This window comes from Citrobacter sp. MGH105, assembly GCF_001037485.2.
In the GTDB taxonomy this organism is placed as follows: Bacteria; Pseudomonadota; Gammaproteobacteria; order Enterobacterales; family Enterobacteriaceae; genus Citrobacter; species Citrobacter portucalensis.
Map to the genome: position 1 here is coordinate 4,679,172 of NZ_CP073048.1, position 19,703 is coordinate 4,698,874.

A 19,703-nucleotide genomic window follows, 5' to 3' on the forward strand; every position below is an offset into this window, starting at 1 on the left:
CCTTACGCAACGGTTAGCTGACCCGCATAGAGTATAAAAAAACGCAGCAGCAGTACGCCGGTCAGGCTGGCACCGCAGACTGCCAGCACGCCATGAAACGTCGAACTGCGGTTGGCCCAGGGTTTTAGCAGCATCGGCAGTATCAGCCCAAGCCCAGCCACGCCAAGCCAGAACCACCAGGTCCAGAATCCGCCGCCCAGTGCCGCCGCCAGCGCGCGCATTTTGCCGTCATCGCCCAGCGCCAGACCGACGAAGAACGCCGCCAGCAGGAAGATCTCCAGCCATACCACCGGGACTTCCATGCGATGCACAAAGTGCGCTTCGGTACTGTGCGGGTTGCTACGATGGCGTAACGCCATGGCGATCAGCGCCACCGCGGCACCGGAGGAGATCCCAGAGAACAGGAACAGCACCGGCAGGATCGGGTTATTCAGGAACGGGTAAGATTTCAGCGCCGACAGCAGAAAACCGGTGTACGCCCCGAGCAGGACCGCCAGCACCAGCATTAACGTCTCAAGCGCACGATGGAAAGGCGCGATCAACGTCAATACTTTCTGCACGATACCTAACCGCGGCAGCCAGCGCTGTTGCAGGGCAATCACCTCTTTTTCAAAGATTTTTGCCAGCCACAGCACTAACACCACCATGTACAACTGGAACAGCATGACCCCCATCGACATCACCGAAGTGAAGCTGTAGTGGAACATCAGTTTCCAGAAAGTCCATGGCCGCGTCAGGTGGAACACCAGAATCAACAGACCGAGGATAATCGCCCCCGGCCCTAACACCAGCGTAGTGCGCAGCAGCGTGCTGTCCGAACCGCCCGCCTCCGGATGGAAGCGACGCAGCAGAATCGCCAGCGTGACCAGTCCGGCAGAGATACCTATCAGGAACAGATAGATGGCAATGGGCCAGTCCCACACCAGTGATTCAAAATGAAATGCAGAAGCGGATGTCATTGGCTCACCTCCCCAAATTTAAAGGGAACGCGGTAGACCTTCGGTTTTGTACCCAACGCCAGCTTGTAACGGTAGGTCGTTTTCTGCTGCAACAAACGGGAGATATCGCTGTTGGGATCGTCCAGATTACCAAACGTCAGCGCCTTCGTCGGACATGACTCAACGCAGGCGGGCTGTTTGCCCGCTTTCAGGTTGGTTTTCCGGCAGAAATCGCATTTATCCGCCGTTTTGCTCACCGGATGGATAAAGCGCACGCGATAAGGACACGCGGCAATGCAGTACTGGCAGCCAACGCAAAGGTCCGGGTTCACATCCACAATGCCGCTGGCGGCATCGCGATACGATGCCCCCGTCGGGCAGACGTCAACGCAGGGAGCGTGGTCGCAGTGCTGGCACGAATGACGGAAGAAGCGATACTTCACATCAGGAAACGTTCCTTGCGGCTCACTGCGAATAATCGTCAGACGCGATACGCCTTCCGGCACGTTGTTGACTTCGCGACAAGCATCCATACAGGCCGTACAGCCGATGCATAATGACTCATCATGTACCATACCGTAACGCACGCCGTTGATGTTCAGCGTCTTCGCCACAACGCGCCCCGCCGTCCCGCTCACTGCCACCAGCGCGCCGACGCCGGTGATAAACTGGCGACGAGAGCAACTCATGGATGCTCCTTAAGCAACGGAATCGACGCCGGGTTAAAGTTCGGATTGTTACGCTGATCGCTGTGGCAATCGACGCAAATCTTGATCCGTCCTTTATCGCTCAGCGTTTGCATCGTGTCTTGCTTCGGATGCAGTGAGTGACAGCTGGCACACGCCACTTTGGTTACATGGACATCGTGCGGCCAGAACGCTTTTTGCAGCTGCTCAGGCAGGTGACAGGACATACAGACGCTGTTCTGCTGCTCCACGTTGTACATCGGCTCATTAAAGCGCATCACATCTTTCACCCCTTCACGGTGATTCGGTGATGGCTGGCCGTGACAGTTAGTGCAGGTGACCGGCAGTTTGTTATTCGGGTTGATGACTTCCGCATGTTTACCATGCATGCCTTCGGTATCCGGCTTGTGACAGTCCAGACAGGCGGCATCCGGATTACGCTGTTGGGTAACCGTCCAGCGTTGATCCGACTCCTGCGGCGTTGGCGTGGCAGTGATTCCACTCAGGCTCCATAACAAGCCTGACGCCAGCACCCCAGCAGTTAATAACGAACGTAATACGCTCATATTCACTCCGTTGAGTTATCCGCCCCTTGCGGGGCGAAATGGGGTTATTGGCTTAACAGACCGTTTTTACGCGCCTGATCTTCCCACTGCGGAATCACCGTTTTGATGAAGTCCTGCTTCTCAGCATTGATTTGCTGCATGTTGAGACCAATCGACGCCTGGGCTTTCTCTTTGGTCGAGATATCCGGCAACGGAATTTCATGCGTGATGCCTTTGGTCGCCAGCAGACGGACCAGTTTGGTACGCGCGTCGGCGGCTTTATCCATTGCGCTACCCAGCATCCGCAGACCTTCTTCCGGGGCGTGCATATGAATGCCGTGTGAGGCGATAGACAGGTCCCAGCGCCATTGTGCGTGACGGATATCTTCCAGAATCGGCTTCATTTCCGCTTCAGTCGCACCCGCATCCCATGCGGCTTTCGCTTCGAAGTGCGCACGAACCAGCTGATCTTCAACTTTGATTTTCAGGTCATGAATAGCCTGTTTACGCTCGGCGACCACTTTTTGCAGGGACGCTTTGTCCTGGGTGTGGCAGTTCGCGCAGGTCTGAGGGAAGTTATCGAACGGGTTACCAATCTTATGGTCGGTGTAGATCTTGCCTTCCGCGTTTTGCACTTTCGGCATGTGGCAGTCGATACAGGTCACGTTGTTCTTGCCGTGAATGCCCGCGCTCCAGGTTTCATACTCCGGGTGCTGCGCTTTCAGCATCGGCGTTTTAGACAGGGAGTTGGTCCAGTCAGAGAAAGCAATGTTGTCGTAGTATTTCTCCATGTTCTCGACTTTCATGCCGTCGTCCCACGGGAACTTAACGGCTTTGTTTTTACCGTCGAAGTAGTATTCCACGTGGCACTGGCCGCAGACCATGGATTGCTGGTCAAAGCGACCGGCTTTCTCAAACGGTTTACCGATGGCTTCCATCGCGCGTTCTGCATAAGGACGCGACAGGGTCAGTTCTGGCTTGCCTTTGGCGAAGTCTGGTGACGCGGTATTATGGCAATCCGCACAACCGAGGTTGTTAACAATTTCCGGACCGCCGCGCGCCCATTTACCGTGGAAGTAGCCATCTTCACCGTCTTTCTGGATAAGACGCGCTACGTCCGGGCTTTTACAGCTCCAGCAGGCCATCGGCAACGGACCATCTTCTGCCGTTTTTGGTGCGCCGGTACGTAAGGTTTCACGGACATCGGTCACGGCATACGCGTGTCCCCGCGGTTTGTTGTAATCGCGCGAGAATGGGTATCCCGCCCACAGGATCACCAGACGCGGATCTTCTGCCAGTGCATCTTCACGGGCTGATTGCTCAGACGTGGCTTTCCAGGAGAGATATTGATCGGGATGCTGAGGTGCGAAGGTTTCATTCTTCGCTTCAACAGTGACGGTTTTTGCAGGTACAGAAGTTTGTTCAGCGTGAACAGCAGAAATAAATAATAAAGGTAATAACAGGCTGAAGAAACGGCGTACGCGTGATTTTATCCTTGCCATAGGGGTCTCATCCAGATGACGCCATTATCTGCAATGGCGGTTCTTTTATTGTTTTCCACAACAGCAACCACACGAATACTGTCATGACATTGCTCCACCCTATTTGTAACAAGAAACCACACTGAAAATGTTGTCTTTAATCAATTGTAAGTGTATGTAAAATACCACTTTAGAGTTATAACACCCCTCTAATCTCTCACTCTTTTGTCTAATTCAGAGACAGATCACCTTTTCAACAATCCTTTAGATAACTGCATGTTATCGCGAGACTTAATCAATTTTTGCTAGTTCCCTTCAAAATTCAGTTTGTCGCTAATTTGCACAATTCGTTTATTGCGTGATCTGCCGCGCAAATACTAAACAAAACTCTCAAAGCCCCTACATTTAACTTTTATGAGACATATTATTAACATCCTACAAGGAGAACAAAAGCCATGAGCCAAATACATAAACACGCTATTCCCGCAAACATTGCGGATCGTTGCCTGATAAATCCGGAGCAGTACGCAGAGAAATACCAGCAATCCGTTAACGAACCCGACACATTTTGGGGCGAGCAGGGAAAGATTCTTGATTGGATCAAGCCGTACAGCCAGGTGAAGAACACCTCCTTCGCACCAGGCAACGTGTCTATTAAATGGTACGAAGACGGCACCCTGAACCTGGCCGCAAACTGCCTTGACCGCCATCTGCAGGCAAACGGCGATCGTACCGCCATTATCTGGGAGGGCGATGACGCTACCCAAAGCAAAAACATTACCTATCGCGAGTTGCATCGCGATGTCTGCCGTTTCGCCAATACGCTACTGGATTTAGGCATTAAAAAAGGTGACGTGGTGGCCATTTATATGCCGATGGTGCCAGAGGCTGCGGTTGCCATGCTGGCCTGTGCCCGCATTGGGGCCGTGCATTCTGTCATCTTCGGTGGTTTCTCACCGGAAGCCGTCGCCGGACGTATCATCGACTCTAATTCACGCCTGGTGATCACCGCCGATGAAGGCGTACGCGCCGGACGCGCTATCCCGTTGAAAAAGAACGTCGATGATGCGCTGAAAAACCCGAACGTGAAGACCGTTGAACATGTGGTCGTCCTCAAACGTACCGGTGGTAAAACGGAGTGGCAGGAAGGCCGTGACCTGTGGTGGTCCGATCTTATCGAGAAAGCCAGCTCAGAACACCAACCGGAAGAGATGAACGCGGAAGATCCGCTGTTTATCCTGTATACCTCCGGTTCAACCGGCAAGCCGAAAGGCGTGCTGCACACTACCGGCGGGTATCTGGTCTACGCTGCAACCACCTTTAAGTACGTGTTTGATTACCATCAAGGCGATATCTATTGGTGCACCGCTGACGTGGGTTGGGTAACCGGACACAGCTACCTGCTGTACGGCCCGCTGGCCTGCGGCGCAACCACGCTGATGTTCGAAGGCGTACCAAACTGGCCAACGCCTGCGCGTATGTCACAGGTTGTGGACAAGCACCAGGTCAATATTCTGTATACCGCACCGACCGCCATTCGCGCACTGATGGCAGAAGGCGACAAAGCGATTGAAGGTACTGACCGTTCGTCGCTGCGTATCCTGGGTTCCGTTGGCGAGCCGATCAACCCGGAAGCGTGGGAGTGGTACTGGAAGAAGATCGGCAACGAAAAATGCCCGGTCGTCGATACCTGGTGGCAGACCGAAACCGGGGGATTCATGATCACCCCACTGCCGGGCGCTACCGAGCTGAAAGCCGGTTCTGCAACCCGTCCGTTCTTTGGCGTACAGCCTGCGATTGTCGATAACGAAGGTAATCCACTGGAAGGCGCGACGGAAGGTAACCTGGTGATTACCGACTCGTGGCCAGGCCAGGCGAGAACGCTGTTTGGCGATCACGAACGCTTTGAGCAAACCTACTTCTCTACCTTCAAGAATATGTACTTCAGCGGCGACGGCGCGCGCCGTGACGAAGATGGCTATTACTGGATTACCGGACGTGTGGACGATGTGCTGAACGTCTCTGGCCACCGTCTGGGAACGGCTGAAATCGAATCGGCGCTGGTGTCGCATCCGAAGATTGCCGAAGCCGCGGTGGTGGGAATTCCGCATAATATTAAAGGCCAGGCGATCTACGCCTACGTCACGCTGAATCACGGTGAAGAGCCGTCACCTGAGTTGTACGCCGAGGTTCGCAACTGGGTGCGTAAAGAAATTGGTCCGTTGGCAACGCCAGACGTGCTGCACTGGACCGACTCACTGCCGAAAACCCGCTCCGGCAAAATCATGCGCCGCATCCTGCGCAAAATCGCGGCGGGCGATACCAGCAATCTGGGCGATACCTCGACCCTCGCCGATCCTGGCGTCGTGGAGAAACTGCTCGAAGAGAAGCAGGCCATCGCGATGCCATCATAACAAAGTCCTGAAAATGCCGGATGGCGACGCGAAAGCGTCTTATCCGGCCTACAAATCTGACCCTACCCTCTCTTCACCGGGAGGGAAATATAAAAAACCTCCCCCAAAGGATTTCGTGTTACAGGAAGGCGGCAAGCGAGCACATCCCCAAGAGCATAGTTCACTATGTGACTGGGGTGGGCGAGTGCGGCCAACGAACCTGTAGCACGAAAGACGCAGGGGGACCTCTGGAGAGCTCTGTGATGAATGACCAAATTTATCAGCGGATAGAAGACAGTGCGCGTTTCAGGGAGTTAGTAGAAAAACGGCAACGGTTTGCCACCATTCTGTCCATCATCATGCTGGCAGTTTATATCAGCTTTATATTATTGATTGCCTTTGCGCCGGGCTGGCTGGGTACTCCGCTACACGCGGGAACCAGCGTCACCCGCGGTATTCCGATTGGGGTCGGTGTGATCCTTATCTCCTTCATCCTGACCGGGATCTACATCTGGCGGGCAAACGGTGAATTCGATCGCCTGAACAATGCGGTTCTGCACGAGGTTAAAGCATCATGAAGAGAGTCCTGACGGCGCTTGCCGCCACGCTGCCCTTCGCCGCAAACGCGGCGGATGCTATTAGCGGTGCAGTCCAACGCCAGCCAACCAACTGGCAGGCGATTATCATGTTCCTGATTTTCGTCATCTTTACGCTCGGCATTACCTACTGGGCGTCAAAGCGCGTACGTTCGCGTAATGACTACTACACCGCTGGCGGTAACATCACCGGTTTCCAGAACGGGCTGGCGATTGCGGGCGACTATATGTCGGCGGCATCGTTCCTCGGGATTTCCGCGCTGGTCTTTACCTCCGGTTATGACGGGCTGATCTATTCACTCGGCTTCCTGGTCGGCTGGCCAATTATTCTGTTCCTGATTGCTGAGCGTTTGCGTAACCTGGGTCGTTACACCTTTGCAGACGTTGCGTCTTATCGTCTGAAGCAAGGGCCAATCCGTATTCTGTCCGCCTGTGGTTCCCTGGTGGTGGTTGCGCTGTATCTGATCGCGCAGATGGTTGGCGCAGGTAAGCTGATTGAGCTGCTGTTTGGTCTGAACTATCACATCGCTGTCGTACTGGTTGGCGTGCTGATGATGATGTACGTTTTGTTTGGCGGCATGTTGGCGACCACCTGGGTACAGATCATCAAAGCCGTACTGTTGCTGTTCGGTGCCAGCTTTATGGCCTTTATGGTGATGAAGCACGTCGGCTTTAGCTTCAATAATCTGTTCACCGAAGCGATGGCGGTACACCCGAAAGGTTCAGCCATTATGAGCCCGGGCGGGTTGGTAAAAGACCCAATCTCCGCACTGTCGTTAGGTCTCGGCCTGATGTTTGGTACGGCGGGCTTGCCGCACATCCTGATGCGCTTCTTCACGGTTAGCGATGCCCGTGAAGCACGTAAGAGCGTGTTCTACGCCACCGGTTTTATGGGTTATTTCTATATCCTGACCTTTATCATCGGCTTTGGCGCAATCATGCTGGTAGGTGCAAATCCGGCGTACAAAGATGCTGCGGGCGCGCTGATTGGCGGTAATAACATGGCGGCGGTTCACCTGGCGAATGCGGTGGGCGGTAACCTGTTCCTCGGCTTCATCTCAGCCGTGGCGTTTGCCACCATTCTGGCGGTGGTTGCCGGTCTGACGCTGGCGGGCGCATCGGCAGTGTCTCACGACCTGTACGCTAACGTGTTCCGCAAAGGCGCCACCGAACGTGAAGAGCTGCGGGTTTCGAAAATCACCGTGCTGGTGCTGGGCGTGATTGCCATCGTGCTCGGCGTGCTGTTCGAAAACCAGAACATCGCCTTCATGGTCGGCCTGGCGTTCGCCATCGCGGCGAGCTGTAACTTCCCCATCATTCTGCTCTCTATGTACTGGTCGAAACTGACCACGCGTGGCGCAATGTTGGGTGGCTGGTTAGGCCTGCTGACGGCAGTGGTGCTGATGATTCTTGGTCCAACGATTTGGGTCCAGATCCTCGGTCACGAAAAAGCCATTTTCCCGTATGAGTATCCGGCGCTGTTCTCCATCAGCGTAGCATTCCTCGGGATCTGGTTCTTCTCTGCCACCGACAACTCAGAAGAAGGCAACCGCGAACGCGAGCAGTTCCGTGCTCAGTTCATCCGTTCCCAGACCGGGTACGGCGTAGAACAAGGTCGCGCGCACTAACTTCCCTTCTCCTCCGGCTTTCGGGCCGGAGGAATATATCTTTCCTCAGAACATCAGCCTCGCCACCAGCGGTGCCACCAGCACCATTACCACGCCGGAAAGCATCATCACCAGGCTGGCAACGACCCCTTCCTGCTGACCGAGTTCATAAGAGCGTGCCGTGCCCGCACCGTGCGATGCTGCGCCAAATCCTGCGCCTTTCGCCATCCCTTCACGAATGGAAAGCCGTAAAAACAGCACATCGCCGACCGCCATACCAAATACGCCGGTCACCACCACGAACAATGCCACCAGGTCCGGCTGCCCGCCCAACGGTTCTGCCGCCGCCAGCGCAAACGGTGTGGTGACGGAGCGCACCGCCAGACTGCGTTGGATCTCATCAGGCAACATAAACAGGCGCGCCAGCCATACGGAACTGGTGACGGCCACCAGCGTTGCCGTTACCACGCCCGCCGTCAGCGACATCCAGTGACGCTTAATCACGGCAAGGTTGTCATACACCGGAACAGCAAACGCGATGGTCGCCGGGCCTAACAACCACAGCAACCAGTGCGATTCACCAATATAGTTTTGCCATGAGATATGGCCGAAAACCAGCATCAGCACCAGCAGGGCCGGGGTGAGAACTAATGGCATCAGGGGTAATTTACGAAAACGGCGATACAGGCGCTTATTGGCAAAGTAGATACCCAGCGTAATCACCAGACACAACACGCTTAACTGGAAATTACTCACGGTTTAGCCTGCGCATTTCATAGCGATACACTTTATCCACCACCCACGCCGTTGCGCCGAGCACCATCAGCGTACTGATCGCAATCACGGCAAATATACGCCAGCCATCAACCAGCAACAGCTGCGTGTAGTTCACAACGGCGACCACCGCCGGGACAAAAAACAGCAGCATTTCAGCCAGTAACCAGCGAGCACCTGCGCGAATCCAGTTCAGCGGGATAACCCGACAGACAATTAACGCCAGCATCAGCACCATCCCGACCAGGTTGGCGGGAAGCGGCAGATGCAGCCAGGAGACAAGATATTGAGCAAATACAAAAAGACCTGCGTACAACAGAACCTGAACAGGAATCTGGAGTCGATGAATAACAGCAGGCGTCACGCGGCTTATCGCCACAGCCATGAGGGTATGTCCTTAAAAAATAGAGAGCGCCAGTATAGAGAGCCCCCTTCCAGGACTGAAATGAATTAAACTCATTGCAGGCATAGTCTTAAGGAATAATCATGGATATCAGAACGCTGCGATATTTTGTTGAGGTGGTTCGTCAGCAGAGCTTTACCCGCGCAGCGGAGAAGCTTTTTGTCACCCAGCCCACCATCAGCAAGATGTTGAAGAACCTTGAAGACGAGCTTAACTGCACGCTGTTAATCCGCGATGGTCGGCGACTGCTGTTAACCGACACCGGGCAGGTCGTTTTCGAACGCGGCCTGGCGATCCTTGCCGAGTTTCGCCAGCTTGAAGCGGAACTCAGTGACATAAATCACCTCAACAAGGGCGTGCTGCGCCTCGGTATCCCGCCCATGGTGGGGATGTTAATGGCTGGGCCGATCGGCCTGTTTCGCCAGCGCTATCCCGGCGTTGAGCTGAAGGTCTCTGAATTTGGCGGCTTAACCGTTCAGCAGGCGGTAATGAACGGTGACCTGGATGTCGCGATGACCGCGCTGCCGGTTGAAGAAGAGAGCGGTCTGGCAACCTTACCGCTTTTTAGCCATCCACTCTGCGTGTTGGTTCCTCGCTCCGGTCAGTGGACAACGTGCGAATCCATTTCCCCCGAGGCGCTGGCGGAACATCCGCTGCTTATCTACAACGAAGATTTCGCGTTGAGCCGCCAATTGCTTGAGCTGTTTAGCCAACACAACGTCAAACCCCGCATCGCGGTGCGCAGCGGGCAGTGGGATTTTCTGGCGGCAATGGTACAAGCCGGGGTCGGGATTGCCATTTTACCGGAGCCGATTTGCCAGCGGCTGGATAAGCAAACGTTGCGCTGGATCCCTCTGGAGAGTGACTTACGCTGGCAGTTGGGCATGATTTGGCGCGAAGGCGTGTATCTGTCGCACAGCGCACAGGCGTGGCTCAAATGCTGTGAAGGGTTTTGGCTACCGCAAGCGTCGTAAAATGCCGGATGCGGCTAACGCCTTATCCGGCCTACATCGGTATGCCGGTGTTGTAGGCCTGATAAGCGTAGCGCATCAGGCACGTTCACCCGCATTAAAATCCATGATTTCACCTGCCCAATCTTGCGGGTACAAACCGTGCCTCACATCACGATGAAATGTTGAAAAAGGCCAAGCCTGTACCTGCTTTACCCAACCGTGCTTCACCGGGTTAATGTAAATATAATCAACATGCTGGCGATAATCATGTTCATCACGGATGGTGTGCTCCCAAAAGCGAGATTGCCAGATATGTCGGGAAGACAATGAGTGGGTGAAATGCTTCTTAATTTCCCGCCAGCGAGAGGAATAATCCGCATCATTGCCAGGTAACGTCCATATACAATGCATATGCTCGGGTAAAACGACCCACGCATTGATGCGAAAAGGCCTAACCTTTTTGACCGCAGCGATTGCACACCGAAGCGCGTGAATGTTGTCTGTCAGAAGGTGGCTTCGACGGTCCTGCAGATTTACCGTAAAAAACCAGGTTCCCCCATTGATGTAATTTCGTCGATAGTTGGACATGTTTCCCCCTTTCCTCAACCGTATGGAGAAAAGAGGGAATCGACAAGAGGGATGGTTTCGTTCAGGAAAGCCGCTCGCAAATTACACGATGAATAATTTCTTGCAGCCAGTTGCGCGGCATTTGGCCCACCTTTCGCCGGATGCGGCTAACGCCTTATCCGGCCTACATCGCTATTGCCGGTCTTGTAGGCCAGATAAGCGTAGCGCATCAGGCACCCCCTTCGCCGGATGCGGCTAGCGCCTTATCCGGCCTACATCGCTGTTGCCGGTTTTGTAGGCCTGATAAGCGTAGCGCATCAGGCGCTATCGTTTACTGATTCTCAATCAACAGCGCTTCCAGCAAATCCAGGTCGTGCAGTAGTTTTTGCAGCGTTTCATTGCTGATTTCACGCGTGGCGCGCAGGTGATAAAGCTCCGCGCGTTCTGAACGCAGCGCTGCCAGGCGGAAACGTCGCTCGAGGTTTTCTTCCTGCATCGAGCTTTCCACATCGTTGCGCCCGTCGGCGCGTCGGCGCAGGTTACCAATCACGCGTGAACTCACCTCGGTGAGCAACTGGTTATCGATGTTCTCTTCGGTGTCTGCGGCCAGTCGCTCCTCCATTTTCTGGATCGCGACAATTGCCACTTCTGCCGTGGCGGCGCGGGCAATACGTTCCTCTTTCTGCTGCTGCGAGTGGTCTGCCACTTCCAGATGTTGTAGCAGAATCGGCAGCATCACCACGCCGACAAACAGCGAGAACAGGATCACGCCTGCGGCAAGGAAGATCAGCTCATATCGCGCCGGGAAGCCGCTACCATCCGGTAACAACAGTGGAATGGAGAGCACACCGGCGAGGGTAATTGCCCCGCGTACACCGGCAAAAGAGGCGATCATGATTTCACGCGTCGTCCAGGATCCAAACTCCATCGGTTTTTTCTTCAGGAAGCGCAGACTGAACTTTTTCATGGTCCACAGCCAGCCAAAACGTACCAGCATTAGCGCCACGTAAATCAGCACGACATCGGTAAACAGCATCCAGATTTCAACATTCGGATCGGCCTCGGCCGCCGCCAAAGAAGACTCCAGAATTCCCGGTAACTGTAGCCCTAACAGCAAGAAGACCATGCCGTTAAACACAAACTCCAGCATCGCCCAGGTACTGTTAGCACGTAAACGCATCGCCAGCGGCGCGCGGCGCATCACCCCGGAACGGGTGATCGTCATCCCGGCAGCGACCGCCGCGAGGATACCGGAAACGCCGATATGTTCCGCAATCAGGTAAGACGCAAACGGCAGCAGGAACAGCAGGACGATTTGCGTTGCCGGCTCGTCCCCGCCCCAGCGGCTGAGGAAGCGCAGGGAGCGGCCGTACAGCCAACTGACGACAAAACCAGCCAGGATGCCGCCAATCGCCACTTTGAAGAACTCAAGCGTTGCGCCACCAACGGTAAACACCATCGTCCCCATCGCCACGGCGACGGCAAACTTCAGAGAGACCAGACCGGAGGCGTCGTTCATCAACGCTTCGCCCTGCAGGATACCCATGATTTTCTTCGGTATACGTCCCTCTCCCACAATGCCGGAAAGTGCGACGGCATCGGTTGGCGATAGCACAGCAGCCAGAGCAAAGGCTGGGATGAGAGGGATCCCCGGCACCAGCCAGTAAATCATAAATCCAATGCCGACCACCGTGACCAGCACCAGCGCCAACGCCAGGCCGAAAATCTCTCGCCCGTGCTCGAGAAACTCACGCGTTGGCGTCTTCCAGCCATCGGCAAAGAGCAGCGGCGGGATGAACAGAACCAGGAACAGCTCAGGATCGAATTCCACATGCAAACCAAACGTCGGCCACGCCAGCAAGGCGCCGATGGCGATCTGCATAAGGGGTAAAGGAAGTTGGAAGGGCAATACGCGAGTAAATACCCCCGACAGCGAGACCACAAGGGTCATGATGAGTATGGTGAAAAAGATTTCCATGCGTTCCCTGTTTGCGATGTTTCTTATGATTGCTAATGAGAGGCGTCGTGCCTCAATTCTATCTAATTGAGAGTAACGCAAAAGACAACGAGTGTGTTCTGAAAATGAAAACGGGCGGCCAAAGCCACCCGTTTTTAGGATCGTCAGGAAATCAGAATCAGATAGCCCAACCGCCGGCGTAGAAGGCCACCAGCGCGATGGCGATCACCACGGTGCCGATGTTCAGTTTGCGCCATTCACCAGAAACGATGCGGCCAATTACCAGGGTAGCAAAGCCAATCATGATGCCGGTAACGATGTTACAGGTCAGCACGATAAATACGGCCGTCACTAGTCCTGCCATTGCGTCGACAAAGTCAGCGAAATCGATTTTCGCGACGTTGCTCAGCATCAACAGACCCACATACATCAGCGCAGGTGCCGTTGCGTACACAGGTACAAGATAAGAGAGCGGAGAGAGGAACAGGATCAGCAGGAACAGTACGCCAACGGTGATCGCTGTCAGGCCAGTTTTACCGCCTGCCGCCGTACCCGCTGCGGATTCAATGTAAACCGCCGCCGGAGCTGCGCCCACCAGACCAGAGAACACGCTGCTCAGGGAGTCAGTGGTCAGCGCCTTACCACCGTCGATAATCTGTCCGTCTTTATCCAGCAGATTCGCCTGTCCGGCTACCGCGCGGATGGTTCCGGTTGCATCGAAGACAGCGGTCATGACCAGCGCCAGCACGCTCGGCAGGACAATCGGGTTCAGTGCCCCCATGATATCCAGGCTGCCGATCAGCGAGTTGCCGTTTTCATCACTCAGAGACGGCATGGCAAAAATGCCGGAGAAATGCACGGCCGGGTCGAAAATCAGACCAACCACGGAAATACCGATAATGGTCAGCAGAATGCCACCCGGTACTTTCAGTTTTTCGAGGCCAATAATCACCGCCAGACCAATTAACGACATAATGACCGGGAAGGTATCGAAGTCACCCAGCGCAACCGGCAGGCCGTCCAGCGGGTTCTTAATTACCAGACCGACACCGTTTGCCGCAATCAGCAGCAGGAACAGGCCGATACCAATCCCCGTACCATGCGCAACGCCCTGCGGCAGATTGCGCAGGATCCAGCTACGGATACCGGTCGCGGAAATGATGGTAAACAGGACACCCATCAGGAACACCGCACCCAGCGCAACGGGCACGCTAATATGTTGGCCCAGCACCAGGCTGAATGCGGTAAATGCGGTCAGAGAAATGGCGCAACCAATTGCCAGCGGCAGGTTTGCCCACAGGCCCATCACAATAGAACCGACGCCCGCGACCAGACAGGTCGCCACAAATACAGCAGCAGGTGGGAACCCGGCTTTACCCAGCATCCCCGGAACCACAATAACGGAGTAGACCATGGCCAGGAAGGTCGTTAATCCGGCAACGACTTCCTGACGAACGGTACTGCCGCGGAGCGAAATTTTAAACCAGGCGTCGAGTGAACCGCCGGTACGCGCTGAAGGCGTAGACATAGAAAACATCCCCTGAGAGTTTATTTTTTCGTCATTATGCGTGCTGGACAATCCACTGCCTGCTAAACGTTTTCTCCATGTGCCAGGTTTGCGTCAATAGGGGTGTCGCAAAAAAGCAAACGTTTAGCTCCGCGCATAAAAAACGGGTGGTAAAAAAAAGCAAACGATTATCCAGCGATCATACGCTGGTTATCAACTGAACTTTGCCGCTTTTTACTCATTTCTTCTTATAACGCGCAAGAAATAACCAGTCGATGCGCAAACGTTATCGTCAATGCGCAATTTGGCAACAAATTTCGCGGAGTTATTACAACATCGGCGTGTTTATTTCGCGCAACTCGCGCAAGAAAACAGGTGAAGATGCGTAAAATTTTTTGGCTAAAAAATCACCATTTCACTGGCAAATGGAGAGAGGTGGCTTACACTTACATTATCAACACAGGCCGGAACCTCCCCTAATGTGCTCGACTGAGGGGTGTTGATGTCGGGGGAAACCCTCCCGTGAACCAGCGGGATAGAGTGAAAGACAAAGACCGGAACCAAACTAAAGCGCCCTCTGTGGCGCTTTAGTTTTATATCCTTCATACCCGTCACATATTTTAAACCAATTAATCATCTTCCAGCAGGCGCGCTCCGGTCCCCTGCTCACCAAGCTGATCGCCAGGGTTACGCAACGGGCAATCGCTACGTGACAAGCATCCGCAACCAATACACCCATCCAGCTCATCGCGTAACGCCACCAGAGTATGGATGCGTCGGTCCAGTTCTTCACGCCATTGCGAAGAGAGCTGCTTCCACTCTTTGGCACTAAGCGAATGCCCCTCAGGTAATACCCCTAACGCGTCACCGATCGTGGCCAGCGGGATCCCGATGCGTTGAGCAATCTTGATTATCGCGACGTAACGCAACACATCACGTTTGTATCGGCGCTGATTGCCGCTGTTGCGCATGCTACTGATTAACCCTTTGCTTTCATAGAAATGCAGGGTCGATACCGCCACGCCGCTACGTTTGGCGACTTCACCTGGTGTGAGCAGCGCTTTTATCCGGGGTAATTTCTTTTCCATAAATCGCTTTACCTCAAGTTAACTTGAGGAATTATACTCGCCCACAGACAAAACGACGAATCGAATACTGAGAAAGAGGCAGCCCTATGTCCCATCAGCAGATTATTCAGACCCTTATTGAATGGATTGATGAACATATCGATCAACCGCTGAACATTGAGGCGGTGGCGAAAAAATCAGGTTACTCGAAGTGGTATTTACAAAGAATGTTCCGCACGGTGACGCGCCAGACCTTGGGTGACTACATCCGCCAGCGTCGGCTTTTGCTGGCCGCCGTTGAACTGCGGACAACTGAGCGACCTATTTTTGATATCGCGATGGATCTTGGTTATGTGTCGCAACAAACCTTCTCGCGTGTGTTTCGCCGCGAATTTGATCGTACTCCCAGCGACTACCGCCATCGTCTGTAAGATTATTGCCCGCTCTGCGTCAGTATGGCGGGCGACCGTTGTATCCAGTGCATGAACTCCTGCGGCGGCAGCGCCTTCGCAAAATACCAGCCCTGACAATACTGTACGCCGCGTTCAAGCAGCCATTCGATTTGCTCCTTCGTTTCCACCCCTTCCGCAATCGTCTTCAGGTGTAAGCTTTGTGCCATCTCAATAATATGTTCGGCAATCAAGTGACTGGTGCTGTTAGTGGACAACGTGCTAATAAACGATTTGTCGATCTTCAGGATATCGACATTCAGCGCTGACAAATTATGCAGATTGGAATATCCCGTGCCAAAATCATCAAATGCCACTTCATAACCCGCTTTGCGGAACGCCTGGATTACGGGGGTCATTTTATGTACATCTATGAACCCACGCTCGGTCACTTCGACTTTAATTTGCTGGGCCGCCACGGAGTACTCACGATTTTTGTCGTTAATCAGAGCAATCAATCGGGATGAATGAAAGTCAGAAGCGGAAAGGTTAATCGATATAGAAAGCTGAGGATGCGCCGAAAGAAAATACCCCAAATCGTTGAACACCTCTTCAACGACATAATCCGTGATCCGCTCAATCATTCCCTCTTTTTCAGCCAGCGGAATAAACTCCGTCGGGCTCATCACCTCACCTTTACAGCCCGGCCAGCGCAGCAGAGCTTCAGCACCAACACATTGCCCATTCTTAATATCAATAATCGGCTGGTAATGCAGGCAAAGCTGACGTTTTTTGATCGCGCGTTTTAGCAAACGCCGAGGGGATAAGTATTCCTGGCGCGTGCGCCACCACATTAGCAATATCAGGATGCTGCAGATAATCCCGAAGGGGATGGTTAATACCGCCTCGTGATAGAAAATCTGACTTACGCGGTTGTCTGAGGTCGACACAATAATCGCAATTGGACGTTTTTCAGAATGCACGATGGTGTAGAAGCGATCGTCTTGTTGAAAGGTCGAGGCTTCACCGCGTATGAGCGGCGCGAATTGCGCAATATTTGCCGCTTCGCTGGCAGAGAAAAACGTATCTGTTACTGTGTCATACACGCCCCAGGAGAGATCCGGATCATCTGACATGACTTCGCTGTAGGACAATGGATTGATGACTGCGACGTAGTTCCCGCGTTGCATGTACGTCATTCTGTAGCCAGCGAAAAAAGGGGTATCGCGGTAGTAATAGATGGCGATATCCGGCGTACGTTTATAGTCAGGTGTCGGCATAATATAAGTAACAGGCGGCGTCATAGACGTAGAGCACAAAAAATGATCGCCCTGCGCATAAATTAGCTCACTGATATATAAACGACCGCGAATAATATTTAGCATACTTTTCTGATGTGCCGGGGTACACATCTTACCCTGATACAACTGGGCCATATCACGCGCCAAATCAGCTTGTAGGATCACCAATTCTGTTTTATTTAACACCAGTTGAGCAAAAGAGCGGAGTTGGCTATGGGTTTCGGTCATCGCCCGGATGTGCGCAAACCATATCGCCAGCACCACGGGGAACAATACCACCATGAATGTTCCCAGGAACTTCAGCATCTTGCGTCGCGCACTGTGATTCATGTCAGCCCTATTTCCCTGTTTCGTATATGCCAGAACCCATCAAGGCAGGATGCTATAAACACCGACTGATTAAGTTGCATGAATCTATCAGTATTAGCAACAGACTTCTCTATGTAAAAGTCTGATAATAGTTGATGATGATATTATTTTTCCGTAAGGCAAACTTAAAGTTATGCTTATTTCATAACGTTATTATCCCCACGGAGTAATTTTTTATGAGCATTATCCTGGCTGCATTTAAGAAATTCATTAAATTTTTTTAACGTTTAATTTAGGATAAATATAACAAGTAGATTAAATGTATGTTTAAAAGATGGTTATTTATTATCAACTCTTCATTAAACAAAACCACACATTTAGAGTGGTTATAAGCCTACAAAAATAACGGCCAATACTGGTGAACAAACGACCAGATGTGATATAGTTCACAAAAATCATGTAACAGAAACAATGTTTCATTCATGTTATTGCCCGTCGATAGCCAGAGTATCACACCCTCGGTGAACACCCCCGCGCTGTCCTGGGCATCCAGACTTTCTGAGGACGTTTTTCATGGCGACAATAACAACTGGCGTGGTTCTTCTGCGGTGGCAACTACTCAGCGCGGTGCTGATGTTTTTAGCCAGTACGCTCAATATCCGTTTTCGTAAATCAGATTATATTGGCCTGGCCGTCATTAGCAGCGGTTTGGGGCTGGTTTTTGCCTGCTGGTTTGCGACTGGATTGCTCGGCATAACCCTGGTGGATATGTCCGCTATCTGGAAGAACATTGAAACCGTAATGGTTGACGTGATGAGCCACACACCGCCAGATTGGCCGATGGTGTTGAACTGATAACAAAATTGCATATGGCTACCCCAGTCTTGAGGTAGCCATTATTTTCAGCGTAGCGCAGTGGGATTAGAACGGTAGTTCACATATAAAACCGATAAAGAAGGACAACCCATTGATTAAGTTAGCTTTAAAATAAAAAACGCTACATATGTTAAGTTAACACATACATTTCAGTACATCAGTCAATGCGTTTTGTAAAAGATGGGACCAAATGTAAAGATAGAAAGTTTACAATTTACACATTCACTCGTCGTTTGGCGTATGAAGAGTATCTTCTAAACCTGTTGCTTCATAGGCTTCTTCAGAAACAGGAACGACGTGCAAATGAACATTTTCAGACAATAGGAAAAACTCGCCTTTCTCAATTAAGAGCATTTCTTCCATACTACATACAAGACTTTCAGAGAGTTTTTTATCCATCTAAAATCCTTTAGATGAAAGGATCATCTGTTAATTGTGTTTATCAGCAGGTTATTATATCACTTTAAAACTTTGACCTGCACCCATCATTAGATACTTACAATAGCGTGTTTACAGCAATACTCGCAGGTATAAATGCCTGCCTTAACTTCGCAGAGAATATTAATTGTCTGCCATCGGGGGGGAACGCTTTACCAGCCGTGAGATAATGCGGGCTGCAGTGTTCAACTACATAGAGATAGAGTGTGATTGCAATCGGTGGCGTCGCCACAGTGCCTGCTGCGATCTCAGCTAGGAGCAGTTTGAAAACCAGTCCCTCACTTATAGGTGTGTCCACATTACACGGGTAAGATCAGTAAACCATATCAAGCCCCACCACATCGAGCATTACGTAAGAAGCCGTCTGGCAAATGAAATTTCTTAGCGTACGCTTCAAAAAGAAATGCGGATCTGCGAGCGGCTGAGGCCACTGCAGGCAAAACCAAACCGTCTGCTCCAAAGCATAAGAATTTGATTCATGATGTGCTCGCCCTCGTACGTAGTAAAGGCAAAGGCATCGCATTGCCGATGGTGATTACGCGCTATTTAGGGGCTGTGAACAGAAGAAACGGTGCAGTCGGCAAAATCACTTAAGACGTGGCAACAGGCGCTGGCGCGTGGGGATGTACTGTTGCGTGTTGTATCCGGCACCAAAGGCGGCAGACCGAGAAATACAACGGTCGCTAGGTGCAATGAGTTGGTGCACGGCTTAAATGCTGCGGTAGCATATTCGGTCGCGCACGGTAGTAAGTTGGTCGATAAACTTGGGCTGAGGAGTGCGATCGCTACGTAAATGTGTTTAAGGATGCGAGTTTTTCTGGGAAAAAGCGCCGCACAGGCTGAGATATGCAGATATACGAGAGACTACAGAGTAGCATAGGAAAAATTGCCTTAGCAGGAAAGAAGCTGAGGCCAT

Annotated in this window: 20 protein-coding genes and 1 pseudogene; 9 read left to right on the top strand and 12 right to left on the bottom strand. The window is 52.5% G+C overall.

From position 1 onward, the window contains the following. Nucleotides 1–2: 2 nt before the first annotated feature. The 4 genes from nrfD to nrfA are packed head-to-tail and all read right to left on the bottom strand — an operon-like array spanning nt 3 to nt 3,671. Nucleotides 3–959 carry a cytochrome c nitrite reductase subunit NrfD gene (gene nrfD / locus SK35_RS22410; RefSeq protein WP_032942109.1) on the bottom strand — a complete coding sequence of 319 codons (957 nt, stop codon included), beginning with the start codon at nt 957–959 and terminating at the stop codon, nt 3–5. Next, nucleotides 956–1,627 (bottom strand): cytochrome c nitrite reductase Fe-S protein, encoded by a 672-nt coding sequence (gene nrfC, locus SK35_RS22415; protein WP_003031761.1) that lies wholly within the window; start codon nt 1,625–1,627, stop codon nt 956–958. The genes nrfD and nrfC overlap by 4 nt, the downstream gene beginning before the upstream one ends. After that, nucleotides 1,624–2,190 (bottom strand): cytochrome c nitrite reductase pentaheme subunit, encoded by a 567-nt coding sequence (gene nrfB, locus SK35_RS22420; RefSeq protein WP_003826649.1) that lies wholly within the window; start codon nt 2,188–2,190, stop codon nt 1,624–1,626. The genes nrfC and nrfB overlap by 4 nt, the downstream gene beginning before the upstream one ends. Before the next feature lie 44 nt (nt 2,191–2,234). After that, a complete protein-coding gene (nrfA, locus tag SK35_RS22425) occupies nt 2,235–3,671 on the bottom strand; it encodes an ammonia-forming nitrite reductase cytochrome c552 subunit (RefSeq protein ID WP_048215120.1) in 1,437 nt (478 codons plus the stop codon). Nucleotides 3,672–4,105: 434 nt separating this feature from the next. On the opposite strand from nrfA, the gene acs reads away from it, so the two are divergent. From acs to actP, 3 genes are all read left to right on the top strand, one after another. After that, on the top strand, nt 4,106–6,064 hold the full coding sequence (gene acs / locus SK35_RS22430; protein WP_003826645.1) for an acetate--CoA ligase: 1,959 nt from the start codon (nt 4,106–4,108) through the stop codon (nt 6,062–6,064). 242 nt (nt 6,065–6,306) lie between these two features. Further along, entirely contained in the window at nt 6,307–6,621 is a 315-nt protein-coding gene (locus SK35_RS22435) for a DUF485 domain-containing protein (protein ID WP_003031750.1), read from the top strand. After that, entirely contained in the window at nt 6,618–8,267 is a 1,650-nt protein-coding gene (gene actP, locus SK35_RS22440) for a cation/acetate symporter ActP (RefSeq protein ID WP_008786931.1), read from the top strand. The genes SK35_RS22435 and actP overlap by 4 nt, the downstream gene beginning before the upstream one ends. 45 nt (nt 8,268–8,312) lie before the next feature. On the opposite strand, the gene SK35_RS22445 is transcribed toward actP, so the two are convergent. Both SK35_RS22445 and SK35_RS22450 read right to left on the bottom strand, forming a co-directional pair. After that, nucleotides 8,313–9,002, bottom strand: a complete 690-nt coding sequence (locus tag SK35_RS22445; protein ID WP_003031745.1) for an LrgB family protein — start codon at nt 9,000–9,002, stop codon at nt 8,313–8,315. Next, nucleotides 8,995–9,405, bottom strand: a complete 411-nt coding sequence (locus SK35_RS22450) for a CidA/LrgA family protein (protein ID WP_003826638.1) — start codon at nt 9,403–9,405, stop codon at nt 8,995–8,997. The genes SK35_RS22445 and SK35_RS22450 overlap by 8 nt, the downstream gene beginning before the upstream one ends. 101 nt (nt 9,406–9,506) lie before the next feature. Between SK35_RS22450 and SK35_RS22455 the strand changes: the two genes are divergently transcribed. Beyond that, the gene (locus SK35_RS22455) at nt 9,507–10,397 is read left to right on the top strand and encodes a LysR family transcriptional regulator (protein WP_032942105.1); all 891 of its coding nucleotides are present in this window, start codon (nt 9,507–9,509) and stop codon (nt 10,395–10,397) included. Nucleotides 10,398–10,472: 75 nt separating this feature from the next. Here the strand turns inward: SK35_RS22455 and SK35_RS22460 are convergent, their stop codons facing one another. The 4 genes from SK35_RS22460 to soxR all read right to left on the bottom strand — a co-directional run bounded on the left by SK35_RS22460 (nt 10,473) and on the right by soxR (nt 15,495). After that, nucleotides 10,473–10,964: an REP-associated tyrosine transposase gene (locus tag SK35_RS22460; RefSeq protein ID WP_032942104.1), complete on the bottom strand. Its 492-nt coding sequence runs from the start codon at nt 10,962–10,964 to the stop codon at nt 10,473–10,475. 310 nt (nt 10,965–11,274) lie between these two features. Beyond that, the gene (locus tag SK35_RS22465) at nt 11,275–12,921 is read right to left on the bottom strand and encodes a Na+/H+ antiporter (protein WP_003826634.1); all 1,647 of its coding nucleotides are present in this window, start codon (nt 12,919–12,921) and stop codon (nt 11,275–11,277) included. 157 nt (nt 12,922–13,078) lie between these two features. Further along, on the bottom strand, nt 13,079–14,428 hold the full coding sequence (gene ghxP / locus SK35_RS22470; protein ID WP_003826632.1) for a guanine/hypoxanthine transporter GhxP: 1,350 nt from the start codon (nt 14,426–14,428) through the stop codon (nt 13,079–13,081). Nucleotides 14,429–15,036: 608 nt separating this feature from the next. Further along, a complete protein-coding gene (gene soxR / locus SK35_RS22475) occupies nt 15,037–15,495 on the bottom strand; it encodes a redox-sensitive transcriptional activator SoxR (RefSeq protein ID WP_003826630.1) in 459 nt (152 codons plus the stop codon). Nucleotides 15,496–15,581: 86 nt separating this feature from the next. Here soxR and soxS point away from each other — a divergent pair, with 86 nt between their 5' ends. Next, nucleotides 15,582–15,905, top strand: a complete 324-nt coding sequence (gene soxS, locus SK35_RS22480; protein WP_003031731.1) for a superoxide response transcriptional regulator SoxS — start codon at nt 15,582–15,584, stop codon at nt 15,903–15,905. A 2-nt stretch (nt 15,906–15,907) separates the two neighbouring features. Here the strand turns inward: soxS and SK35_RS22485 are convergent, their stop codons facing one another. Then, on the bottom strand, nt 15,908–17,494 hold the full coding sequence (locus SK35_RS22485) for an EAL domain-containing protein (protein WP_048215121.1): 1,587 nt from the start codon (nt 17,492–17,494) through the stop codon (nt 15,908–15,910). Between the two features lie 552 nt (nt 17,495–18,046). On the opposite strand from SK35_RS22485, the gene SK35_RS22490 reads away from it, so the two are divergent. Beyond that, nucleotides 18,047–18,328 (top strand): YjcB family protein, encoded by a 282-nt coding sequence (locus SK35_RS22490; RefSeq protein WP_003826625.1) that lies wholly within the window; start codon nt 18,047–18,049, stop codon nt 18,326–18,328. 243 nt (nt 18,329–18,571) lie between these two features. Here the strand turns inward: SK35_RS22490 and SK35_RS22495 are convergent, their stop codons facing one another. Next, on the bottom strand, nt 18,572–18,748 hold the full coding sequence (locus SK35_RS22495) for a hypothetical protein (protein WP_156174781.1): 177 nt from the start codon (nt 18,746–18,748) through the stop codon (nt 18,572–18,574). Nucleotides 18,749–18,914: 166 nt separating this feature from the next. Between SK35_RS22495 and SK35_RS26935 the strand changes: the two are divergent. The 3 genes and pseudogenes from SK35_RS26935 to SK35_RS26945 form a co-directional block, all read left to right on the top strand. After that, nucleotides 18,915–19,043: pseudogene (locus tag SK35_RS26935) on the top strand (IS3 family transposase); the annotation flags it as partial. 84 nt (nt 19,044–19,127) lie between these two features. Continuing rightward, the gene (locus tag SK35_RS26940; protein ID WP_251365199.1) at nt 19,128–19,172 is read left to right on the top strand and encodes a hypothetical protein; all 45 of its coding nucleotides are present in this window, start codon (nt 19,128–19,130) and stop codon (nt 19,170–19,172) included. Nucleotides 19,173–19,358: 186 nt separating this feature from the next. After that, on the top strand, nt 19,359–19,580 hold the full coding sequence (locus SK35_RS26945) for an integrase domain-containing protein (protein ID WP_053071026.1): 222 nt from the start codon (nt 19,359–19,361) through the stop codon (nt 19,578–19,580). The last annotated feature ends 123 nt before the right edge of the window (nt 19,581–19,703 follow it).

Coding starts and splice junctions, on each gene's coding strand:
- nrfD (WP_032942109.1), bottom strand. CDS start 959: ATGACATCCGCTTCTGCATTTCATTTTGAATCACTGGTGTGGGACTGG.
- nrfC (WP_003031761.1), bottom strand. CDS start 1,627: ATGAGTTGCTCTCGTCGCCAGTTTATCACCGGCGTCGGCGCGCTGGTG.
- nrfB (WP_003826649.1), bottom strand. CDS start 2,190: ATGAGCGTATTACGTTCGTTATTAACTGCTGGGGTGCTGGCGTCAGGC.
- nrfA (WP_048215120.1), bottom strand. CDS start 3,671: ATGGCAAGGATAAAATCACGCGTACGCCGTTTCTTCAGCCTGTTATTA.
- acs (WP_003826645.1), top strand. CDS start 4,106: ATGAGCCAAATACATAAACACGCTATTCCCGCAAACATTGCGGATCGT.
- SK35_RS22435 (WP_003031750.1), top strand. CDS start 6,307: ATGAATGACCAAATTTATCAGCGGATAGAAGACAGTGCGCGTTTCAGG.
- actP (WP_008786931.1), top strand. CDS start 6,618: ATGAAGAGAGTCCTGACGGCGCTTGCCGCCACGCTGCCCTTCGCCGCA.
- SK35_RS22450 (WP_003826638.1), bottom strand. CDS start 9,405: ATGGCTGTGGCGATAAGCCGCGTGACGCCTGCTGTTATTCATCGACTC.
- SK35_RS22455 (WP_032942105.1), top strand. CDS start 9,507: ATGGATATCAGAACGCTGCGATATTTTGTTGAGGTGGTTCGTCAGCAG.
- SK35_RS22460 (WP_032942104.1), bottom strand. CDS start 10,964: ATGTCCAACTATCGACGAAATTACATCAATGGGGGAACCTGGTTTTTT.
- SK35_RS22465 (WP_003826634.1), bottom strand. CDS start 12,921: ATGGAAATCTTTTTCACCATACTCATCATGACCCTTGTGGTCTCGCTG.
- ghxP (WP_003826632.1), bottom strand. CDS start 14,428: ATGTCTACGCCTTCAGCGCGTACCGGCGGTTCACTCGACGCCTGGTTT.
- soxR (WP_003826630.1), bottom strand. CDS start 15,495: ATGGAAAAGAAATTACCCCGGATAAAAGCGCTGCTCACACCAGGTGAA.
- soxS (WP_003031731.1), top strand. CDS start 15,582: ATGTCCCATCAGCAGATTATTCAGACCCTTATTGAATGGATTGATGAA.
- SK35_RS22485 (WP_048215121.1), bottom strand. CDS start 17,494: ATGAATCACAGTGCGCGACGCAAGATGCTGAAGTTCCTGGGAACATTC.
- SK35_RS22490 (WP_003826625.1), top strand. CDS start 18,047: ATGGCGACAATAACAACTGGCGTGGTTCTTCTGCGGTGGCAACTACTC.
- SK35_RS22495 (WP_156174781.1), bottom strand. CDS start 18,748: ATGGATAAAAAACTCTCTGAAAGTCTTGTATGTAGTATGGAAGAAATG.